Raw genomic sequence first — 9,557 nt, forward strand, 5'->3', positions numbered from 1 at the left:
TTAACAGGCTAACGCGGATTGGATGACCAGCATCAAGATGGCAGAGCTTTTCAACCGGAACCTGTAGCCTGTCTGCTCGGCAGATCTATGCTCAGAAAGAGCCAATTCGATCAGAAAATCCAATCAGAAAGCATTGGGGCAAACTTACCAGCACTGACTCATATTGTGGAACACAATTGAATCACTATGAGATAACAAACACTCACATTCAACCATCGGGTTTGCAGTAGAAATCATCTCTCCACGGCAATTTCTCCTTATATAGGCCCTTCGAATCTATGAGCTGGAAAAAGTTAGGCCTGATTGCTCCCTAGATCTCGGGATATTGATTGAAAGCTGACTATCGTCGAACCGTGTCTGATGGTTTTTCACCGTATTTCTTTTGATAGTGCTTGGTAAAACGGCCCAAATTCGAAAATCCCCAGCTCAAGGCGCAATCCGTGACGGAGACAAGGCCATTTTGAAGATCGGCGCGCGCGTGTTCCAAGCGTATGTCCCTGAGCATAGCCATAGGGGTCGTATCCCGGACACGCCTGAAAGCGTCTTGCAGCGCGCGCTCGCTACAACCAGCCTTGCGCGCTATCGCCTCAACCGTCAGCGGCCTGTTTGCGTGCGAGCGCATATATTCTTCGGCCCTGGCGACCGCACCCGGCAGAGCAAACTCTCTTGCGGCACCCATTTCACTCTGAAAATTGTTGGGCAGCGTACCCAACACCGTCATGAAGATGAGCTCTTTCGTGTTGGCCAGCACGATCGGGCTTTTCAACCATTTCTCACCGTAAACGCAGTTAGTTTGCAGAAACGCCAAAAGCTGCAGGATCGTCAATCCGCGCGGACTTTTGAGATTGAGCGTTGGCTCAAACTGAATCAAACCATCCGTATCCCGTCCAAAAAGGCTTCTTGCACGCGCCGTCAGCTGCTCAATCGGTATAGCCAACTCGAGCGTTTCTTTGCTGGACCGATTGATAAGTCTGGTGCCCTCCACCATGGTCGAAACGCGGGCAATATCCTGGTTGGCGGTTATAAGGCCCAGATCGGGGTGGATTGCTTCCGTCACACCATTCAGGACAACGTTGATGCATAGCTTGCCTCGTGAGGTCTGCGAAACGCTCTCGGCAGGTGCACTCCACATGCTCCAGATCAGAGGCATATCATCGATCGCAGCAAGAGAAAGCTCAGCTGTGTCGTCAGCTGCCTTTCCACGCTGCTCCACGTGGTAGACACCGGATCGTTTGGAAAAGAACGCCCCAACATCATCAAGTGCTGTCACACATGGCACGGCAAAATGCCTGCGAAATGCGTCGGAGATAGAGCTTATCACCTTCTTTCCTAACCGGGTGCGCCTAAGGGTTGCTACGAAATTCAATCGTTCGGCTAACCGTTTAGATATTGATGGCGATATTTGGTTTTCTATGCCCCAGATAGGATATCCAATATTGGCTAGTTCAACCCCTGAACAAGCCGCAATTTTTATACCCGATATTCAGCCTGAACCGCGATTTGTACTTCGCAAGTAAAGAGCCATTTCAAGCGTTTCGTGGCGGCATGAAGCAGTTGAAGCCACCAGTATTGGCATGAGTTGTGACACCATCCAGGAGACTGCACCGTGTTGATTTCACGAAAACTACCGCTTGCCGCCGCACTGTTGACCATAGCGTCAATCGGCGCATCAAGCGTTGCCGCGCTCATGATCAGCTCCAATATCGTGGAGCGACAGGCCCAGGAAAAACTGGCCGCCGTCGCCGACGGCCGACGCAATCAGGTCGAGACCTACCTCACAAATATTCGTAAGGACCTCGAGGGCCTGTCAAACAACACCTACGTCAACAAAGCCATGGCTTCATTCAAAAGCTCCTGGGAACTCATCGGTGAAAACCCAGTTAGTGAGCTTCAGAAGCGTTACATCGACGACAACCCGCACCCCACCGGCGAAAAACACAAGCTCGATTCAGCCGGCAAGGACCGATACGACTCGAGCCACGAGACATACCACCCGGAGCTTCGCACGTTTCTGCTCGAGCACGGTTATTATGATCTGTTTCTTCTCGATGAACAGGGCAACGTTGTCTACTCGGTCTTCAAAGAACGGGACTATGCAACCAACCTGAACTCAGGTGAGTGGAAAGACTCGGACCTTGCCAATGTATTCCGCGATGTCATGGAGGCGGGCACCAGCGACACCATCATACTCAAGGACTACCGCCCATACGGGCCTTCTTATGGCGCTCCAGCAGCCTTCATCGGAAAGGCTTTGACCGGTGGTGGAGAGATTACCGGTGTCGTCGTGCTGCAGATGCCCAACGACATCATTGCCGAGATCATGGGCAACACCACGGGGCTCGGCGAAACGGGCGAGACCATGCTTGTTCGCAAGGATGGCTATTTTATCACCGATTCATCCAAAACCTCGGAGAACGAGGCTCTGACGGTAAAGCTTGACTCTCCACTCGTCACGCAGACCACGCGCGACAACATAGCTTCAGGTCCGATCACCGGCTATCGCGGAATCGAGGGTGAGGCAGCCTTTGCCCGGGTCGATTTTCTGGGCGCTGAGTGGATCATCGCTGCAATTCTTGATCGTTCTGAAGCTTTGGCCGGTGTCACGTCTCTGCGCAATATCGTGCTTCTGATTGCGCTGGCCCTGCTTGGCGCGGCCATGGCGGCGGCCATTTTGTTCTCGCGTTCGATCACACGGCCCATTTCGGATGTCGTCAGGAACATGTCCGAGCTCGCCAGGGGCAATACGGACCTTGAGCTGAAGGGCGAGGACCGCAAGGACGAGATCGGCGAGATGGTGCGTTCCGTCGCTGTTTTCCGCGACGCTGCGATCGAAAAGGAAAACCTCGAACGCGAGGCGGAAGAAAACCGTTCGCTCAGCGACCGCGAACGCGCCGAGCGCGAGGCCGCCAAGGCCGAGGAAGCCCGCCAGATGCAGGAGGCGGTCGAAGCGCTCGCCGGCGGCCTGACGCGGCTGTCCGAGGGCGATTTGACGGTCAGCATCGATACGCCGTTCATGGAGGCGCTCGAACGCTTGCGGGTCGACTTCAACGCCTCGATCGAAAAGCTGAACGGAACGCTGTGCGGCATTCGTGAAAGCACCGGATCGATCGACAACAATTCCATGGAAATGCGCTCGGCAGCCGACGATCTTTCGCGGCGCACAGAGCAGCAGGCCGCCTCGCTCGAGGAATCGTCCGCCGCCCTGGAAGAGATCACGTCGGCGGTGAAGGGCACGACCGAACGGGCCGGCGAAGCGGCACAGATGGCCGAGGCCGCCCAGACGGACGCCGAAAAGTCCAGCGCCATCGTTTCCGAGGCCGTCTCGGCAATGGAGGGGATCGAATCCGCCTCCGCCGAGATCTCCAACATCATCAATGTGATCGACGAGATCGCCTTCCAGACCAATCTGCTGGCACTCAATGCCGGCGTCGAGGCTGCGCGGGCGGGTGAAGCCGGCAAAGGCTTCGCCGTCGTCGCCCAGGAGGTCCGCGAGCTTGCTCAACGGGCCGCGACGGCTGCCCAGGAGATCAAGGAGCTGATCACCAAATCGGGCGAACAGGTCGGCAATGGCGTCAAGATGGTCAAGGCGACCGGCGACGCCCTGACCCAGATCTCCGAACATGTCACCAACGTCAACAACGCCATCGGTGCCATCGCAACGGCGGCCAATGAGCAGTTTACGGGCATCCAGGAGGTCAATGCGGCCGTCACTCAGATGGACCAGATGACCCAGCAGAATGCGGCCATGGTGGAGGAAACGACCGCCGTTACGCACCAGCTGGCCGAAGACGTCGCCGGGCTTTCCGGCCGCATCGCGGAGTTCCAACTGGCAGACGAAAAGCCCGCAATGCGCCTGAAGGAGGCCGACGAGACCTCCGAACAGGTACCTTCGCCGGCAAGGAAGATGGTCAAGGCCGTCGGCACCGCACTCGGCTTCGAAGGCAACGCCGCAAAAACGGCCGATGAAGACGAAAACTGGGACGAATTCTAGTTGGAAACATAATTTCCGCTTAAAGGGGCGGTAGCGCTGCGGCAAGAGCGCTACCGCCCCTTTTTGGACATGCCGATTTAGTTCTCTCAGTCCAGCTCATGCATGCTGCATGACCAAAAAATGCCTCCAACAGACGAAACGCAATACGTAGAAGACGGCTTGTGTTGAGGGCGTCATTGCAGATCAGGGTCAGCAGTATCCCGATCTGCGGGTTTCGCCGAATTCGTGCTTTTTCTTCTGTGTTATTCGGCCCACAGTTCCGGGCCGTCTTCAAGCTTCCAATGTCACAGGCACAAGGACGCATAATCATCGTTCAGCCGGTGCCCGGTTCAGCAACAACAACTTGGAACGCCATGCGATCGCCGCTGTAATTGCCAAGGCCGATCCATCCATGAATCTCTACTCAAGGCTGCCGTCACCAGACTGGTTCAATATGGCACAGCAGCAATTGTTGGCGCACGGGACAGTGAGCGGTTTGCTCTTGGCGAATATTTCTCCAAACAAGCCGTTTCGCTCGCAGTGGCTGGAACCGATCGACCTCTTGGAGCCCAGGATTTGCAGCATAGAGACGCTTGAGACTAGGCCGCACCTGCGCTTCGCTCAAGTATCCCATTTGGGATGGGCCAAAAATCCAATGACCGATACGCAATCGACGCAACTTCTTATCGAAAAGCTTAAGTATCCGGGCTTAACGTGATCGCTGCTGCCAAAAAACCAAAACCATAGCGAGCATCGATGAGAGGCAAGATGGCGTCAGTACCAAAGTTCGGCACCCGACAGTTGCTTGAGGTGGTTGAAGCCTTGCCGGTCGGGATTCAAATCGTTGATGATTCCGGCGTATCCATTTACGCAAACAAGGCAGGGGTTGTGCATGGCGGCCTATCTGGAAAGGGCCGCAAATCCAACGCAAGCGGACTTGTTATTCGATACGAGCGTGTGAAAATCCACTTGAACGACCGCCCGCATGAAGTGTGCCTGTCATATAATGTCACTGAACAGTGCCAGCGCGAAGACGAGCTCTACAAACATGCATATTTCGATGTTTTAACCGGTCTGCCCAACCGGGCTTTTCTCGAGCAGACGACGATCGAGATGATTCAGGAACCAGGCGTGACGTTCGCCCTGGCCTTCATCGATCTGGATGGCTTCAAGCAGGTCAACGACGTCTATGGTCATACCGTCGGAGATGCGCTGCTTGTACATGTCGCCGAGCGGTTATCCGCAGAGGTGCGGAAATCGGACATTCTGGCTCGTATCGGAGGCGACGAATTCATGCTGTGCCTGTCACCCGTGGCCAGTAAGGAGAACGTCTCAGCGATCGTCGATCGCTGTCTGAGAAAAATAAAACAGCCTTTCGAAATAGCCGGTCAAAAGATCTTTGCGTCAGCATCCATCGGCGTCAGTTTTTATCCGGGTGATGGTGATACTTTCGCTATGCTGTGTGCCGCCGCCGATCACGCCATGTATGGCGTCAAGGCCGACACCAAAGGCCGGTTTCAGTTCTACGATTGCGGCGACCGCCACCCTGGTTTGAGAGTGTCGATCGCTGATCTGCGCCCCGATGAATTTCGCCGAAGGGCTGCAGATTTGACTTCGGCCACCAAGCACCTACCTGCAAAAACCGGCTAGGCGCGGGGCGTGAGCGCCACCCGCTTGCCGGAGCCGGTCCCGCTCAGGCGCTGCGCTATGCCGCACGCGCTCGCAACACTTCGCCCACATAACGATTGTAGAACTCGCCGCGTGAGTTGAGGCGAAGCTTCAGATAGATGTTCTTGATGTGATTGCGCACCGTTCCCGGGCTGATCTCCAGAGATCTGGCAATTGCCTTTGCCGAGTGACCTTCAAACAGCAGTTTTGCCACGTCGCGTTCCCGCGGGCTCAATGTTGTGAACCCGAAACTCTCCAGCACGACTTCCTGCAGATCCATTGCATCGCCTGCATTTTCAGCGGAGCTCTGCGGATCCGTCGCTGCTTCCCCGGCACCGATCCTTTTCAAGGCATGAACCACCAAGGGCGCAACGGCGCAGAACATGTCGTTTTCCGCTTTTGTAAAGGCTGGCAACAGGTCGGACCGACTTAGCGACAGGCAGATGCTGCGCCGCGCGTCCACCTCAGCCACAAAGCCGACATGGTCGGTGAGCACCAATCCCAGTCCCAGGGCTTGCTCATAAAGCTGCGTGGTAATGAGGCCGCGCGGCGCCAGTTCCTCGCTGGTATAGTATCCGTGGCCGATCATGTTTTTGGCCATGGAGATGATCGGATCGGCTGAGAGGTCCTGGCCGCGATAGTCTTCTTCACACTTTAGGAAGTTGCGGAAATCGATAACAGCAACTTCGCCATCCGTGTCGATGGAGATCAGGCGCCAGGCGTCAAATCGTGCCACGGTCGACAAAGCTGCCGCGAGCCTTGTCGGAAGCAGGTTTTCTTTGCTTTCGGACAAAAAACTCGCAAACTGATTACAGAACTGAATTTCCATTGTGTACCCCCGCCAAAGTAACGCATAGAGTGTAGCTCTGCAGAGGCAGTCTGGCTGGCCACATTCCGCATCGACTGGACAGAAAACGAAATTATTGCGCATACGCGTTGCTCCCGGCCAACTGGAATTTACTGAATGGCCTTGAGAAACTGCGAGCAAAACAAAGTAAAGCCGATCTGATCGGTCGGGCGTTGTTATCGCTCTTGGCGATGTCTTCATGCCGCAATAGAAGAAAGCGGTTTTTGCCGCGAATCGGGTTTTGCGCTGACGGCTTCGATGGCGCGGAGCATGTCTGGCCCTTCACGCAAAGAGGAAAGCGCACCGACCAGCATTCGGTGCGCTTTCCCGGGAGGCAGACAGGCCGGATAGGGGGCTTCGGGAAGCCCGGTCATCTGCCTCCTTGCTCGGTTTTTTTGCAGCTCCAGATGTTTGCGTTAGCTTGCAGACACAGGCGCGCAAACCAGATCTTGCGGGCCAAAGAGCTGAAGCAGAACAAAATGACCCGATCGCACCCGTTGTCGATTACTCGATCAAGTAGGGCCGGAAGCTGACACCCAGTCCGACCGGGTTTGTCACTCCGTTGTTGCTGGAAAGGTTCCACCCCGGTGCACGAAGGCTTGAAATACCGCCATAGTAGTTCACAAAAAGGTTGGTGAAAGCCATTGTGTCAGCGGCTACGCACAATATGACACAGTTGCCGTTCAGCGTTCCATTGGCCACCTGAAAACTGGACGCCGGCAGGTATATCACGCCCAGGGAAGTCAGCTTCGAACCCATGAAACTGATGTAGCGGGGCGCCCGGCCTGCATTGCGATTGGTCATGATTGTTATGCCCTTTTGATCACCGCTATCGCGAGCACGCAATACAATGTCTTGAACATTTATGACCGTGAGCGTCGCGTCCTCGCCTGTGAAATAGAAGTGAACGCCCTCCTCGCCATCGACCCGTGTCTGATTGCGTATAACCACCGGTTTGTCCTTGAAGATGTAGGTGCCCGGCTGGAACTCGACCTCATCGACAGGGGTTTCGATCAGCAATCCGCAATATGTCCCCGGCCGCAGGATAATTTTGTTCGACTGCGGGGCGGGTTCGAAATCCCGGTATTCGCAGCCGCCACTTACCTGCGGCTGTGGCTGGTTTTCCAGGAAATCTCTTACTCCGAACTGCTGCGCGTGGACCTTGAACGCGCCCCGCAAAGGCCGGCCAACCGAATTTATGCGGCCGGCCACATCCATCTGGTGTCCTCCGAAGCTGTGCTTCCAATTCGACCCGCTGAACAGTGCGGCATTGTCGCTTGTTGAGTTGACGACAATATCAGATGTATCCAGATCGGAATTCTCCCAGTAGAAGCCCGGCGATGCGGCTTGTGAGAGCGAATGAAATCCTGGCGGAACCGGCAGAACAGCCATTGACGAGACACGCATCTCGACATGGTCGGTGAAGAGTGCGCCGAAATACGTCTTCAACGGATTGCCGCGTTCCGATGTCATATGTCCCGCGACCCGAACGGCGTTGACGTTCAGCCAATAATTCGTCGGCGTAAACTCCTCGGTATTAAAGTCCCATCGGCCGAAGACGATATCTTCCGCCCGAACCGCGGCGTCACCGGCAAGGTCGGGAACGCTGTCTATCGCAAACTGCACCATGTCGCTCGTCAACTGGGCTTCGGTAACGCCCACGGCAAAGCTTGTTCTGGTATCGCGAATCCTGACCAGCCCGGCCAGTGCAGTTTCATCCACCGCGTTTTGCAACTCTGCCTCGGTCAGGTAGATTTTTCCAACGTCAACAGCCAGTGCCGTAAATCCGATCATCACGGGCGTCACCAAGGCAAACATTACCGCCGCGGATGCCCGTTTATCGAAGCGGAATGACTGGAGTTTTCGAACCAACTTGCTCATTGCCATGACCCCCTCGTTTTCAGATTGAAGGATTGAAGCGGGTAATAACCTTGCCGGTTAAAATGACGTCCAGTGTCTCGGCATAGCTCGACACTGTAATTCGAGGAATTTCCACCAGGTCAAAGCGATCCGTGGCGACGGAAATGTCGACTGTGACTTCGTCTCCACCCGCCGAAATTTGAACGGTGGGGTTGAGTTCATCCTCTTCGAACGCACCGAAAGAATCTTCCATTTTGGCCCTGGCGAATGCCTGTGCGTCTTCGGTTGGGAGCTCACCATAGGTAACGGCCCGCATCGTTTCGCCAGCGATACGCTGCATCGTGTGCTTGACGTAAATCGCATAGCCGAAATTGATGACGCCGCACATCATGACGACGAAGATCGGGAGGATAACGGCGAATTCGATCGCGGCCACACCGTCCTTTTGTTGACTGAGGAAATGGCGCACACCAGGCAGAATCCTGATTGCTTTCGAGACCCGTGTTTCACCTATCGTTCCATGCATCACTATACCTCCTGCCCGTTTCGGGCCGCCGACAAGCGTCGACAGCCAGATTGGCAGTTGAACGATGATACATTGCAGGTTGAATGACCATGTCCACGATGCACCGTCCAATAGGGCACGGCACGCACGCGTGAAATGCGCCAATTATTTAGTGGTTTATTAAGTACATCTTTCGGCGAAAAACTCTGATTCCAAAGAAGACAGAGCTTTGTAATTGCTGACCGTATCGGACGCTGCGGCTCATCCGATCAAGCCGATGACGGCGAATGTGCCGGCATATCAGACCGTGACTGAATTCGTCTGATCAGAGCCAGAACCCTGACCGCGAGGGGAGTAACCACAGCGTGAGCGCAGTCGCTTTCGAGATCCCATGCTTGCGGCAGACATCAGCGGTCTTCATGCCCGCCTTTTGCTCCGCTAAAACCCCGATAATCTTTTCTTCTGTAACCCGCGACCGCTTCATAAATCCGTCTCCTAATCGCGACGGACTCTACCAAATACTGGAGGAAGTTCCGGGTCTCAGGTCACGTGACGTTCTGTTTCAACCTCTAGGCTGCCTTCAGATTTCGGCCAGGTTGAAATCTCAAGGCGGCATGCGGCTTGAGGCCGTACTTCTCCTCAAACAATCTCGAGAACCTTCCAAGGTTGCCGAACCCCCACCTGAATGCGATTTCCGTCACACTGCC

At 55.1% G+C, this 9,557-nt stretch carries 9 protein-coding genes and 1 pseudogene; 3 read left to right on the forward strand and 7 right to left on the reverse strand.

The genetic code is table 11. The annotated features are described in order from the left end of the window. Nucleotides 1–340: 340 nt before the first annotated feature. The gene (locus tag OOZ53_RS26085; RefSeq protein ID WP_271092734.1) at nucleotides 341–1,321 is read right to left on the reverse strand and encodes an AraC family transcriptional regulator; all 981 of its coding nucleotides are present in this window, start codon (nucleotides 1,319–1,321) and stop codon (nucleotides 341–343) included. 285 nt (nucleotides 1,322–1,606) lie between these two features. On the opposite strand from OOZ53_RS26085, the gene OOZ53_RS26090 reads away from it, so the two are divergent. The 3 genes from OOZ53_RS26090 (at nucleotide 1,607) to OOZ53_RS26100 (ending at nucleotide 5,620) form a co-directional block, all read left to right on the forward strand. Continuing rightward, nucleotides 1,607–3,991, forward strand: a complete 2,385-nt coding sequence (locus tag OOZ53_RS26090) for a methyl-accepting chemotaxis protein (RefSeq protein ID WP_271092735.1) — start codon at nucleotides 1,607–1,609, stop codon at nucleotides 3,989–3,991. 343 nt (nucleotides 3,992–4,334) lie between these two features. Continuing rightward, nucleotides 4,335–4,688 carry a hypothetical protein gene (locus tag OOZ53_RS26095; RefSeq protein WP_271092736.1) on the forward strand — a complete coding sequence of 118 codons (354 nt, stop codon included), beginning with the start codon at nucleotides 4,335–4,337 and terminating at the stop codon, nucleotides 4,686–4,688. A 50-nt stretch (nucleotides 4,689–4,738) separates the two neighbouring features. Next, entirely contained in the window at nucleotides 4,739–5,620 is an 882-nt protein-coding gene (locus OOZ53_RS26100; protein WP_271092737.1) for a GGDEF domain-containing protein, read from the forward strand. 55 nt (nucleotides 5,621–5,675) lie between these two features. On the opposite strand, the gene OOZ53_RS26105 is transcribed toward OOZ53_RS26100, so the two are convergent. The 6 genes and pseudogenes from OOZ53_RS26105 to OOZ53_RS26575 all read right to left on the reverse strand — a co-directional run bounded on the left by OOZ53_RS26105 (nucleotide 5,676) and on the right by OOZ53_RS26575 (nucleotide 9,551). After that, nucleotides 5,676–6,569, reverse strand: a complete 894-nt coding sequence (locus OOZ53_RS26105; protein WP_271092739.1) for a response regulator transcription factor — start codon at nucleotides 6,567–6,569, stop codon at nucleotides 5,676–5,678. A gap of 113 nt (nucleotides 6,570–6,682) precedes the next feature. After that, nucleotides 6,683–6,859, reverse strand: a complete 177-nt coding sequence (locus tag OOZ53_RS26110; protein WP_271092740.1) for a hypothetical protein — start codon at nucleotides 6,857–6,859, stop codon at nucleotides 6,683–6,685. Between the two features lie 130 nt (nucleotides 6,860–6,989). Further along, nucleotides 6,990–8,366 (reverse strand): pilus assembly protein TadG-related protein, encoded by a 1,377-nt coding sequence (locus OOZ53_RS26115; RefSeq protein WP_271092741.1) that lies wholly within the window; start codon nucleotides 8,364–8,366, stop codon nucleotides 6,990–6,992. 19 nt (nucleotides 8,367–8,385) lie between these two features. Then, the gene (locus OOZ53_RS26120) at nucleotides 8,386–8,871 is read right to left on the reverse strand and encodes a TadE/TadG family type IV pilus assembly protein (protein WP_271092742.1); all 486 of its coding nucleotides are present in this window, start codon (nucleotides 8,869–8,871) and stop codon (nucleotides 8,386–8,388) included. 352 nt (nucleotides 8,872–9,223) lie between these two features. Beyond that, nucleotides 9,224–9,334: pseudogene (locus OOZ53_RS26125) on the reverse strand (transposase); the annotation flags it as partial. Between the two features lie 85 nt (nucleotides 9,335–9,419). Beyond that, nucleotides 9,420–9,551 carry a helix-turn-helix transcriptional regulator gene (locus OOZ53_RS26575; protein WP_425499243.1) on the reverse strand — a complete coding sequence of 44 codons (132 nt, stop codon included), beginning with the start codon at nucleotides 9,549–9,551 and terminating at the stop codon, nucleotides 9,420–9,422. Nucleotides 9,552–9,557: the final 6 nt, after the last annotated feature.

It is taken from the genome of Allohoeflea poritis, from assembly GCF_027889715.1.
Taxonomy (GTDB): Bacteria; Pseudomonadota; Alphaproteobacteria; order Rhizobiales; family Rhizobiaceae; genus Hoeflea_A; species Hoeflea_A poritis.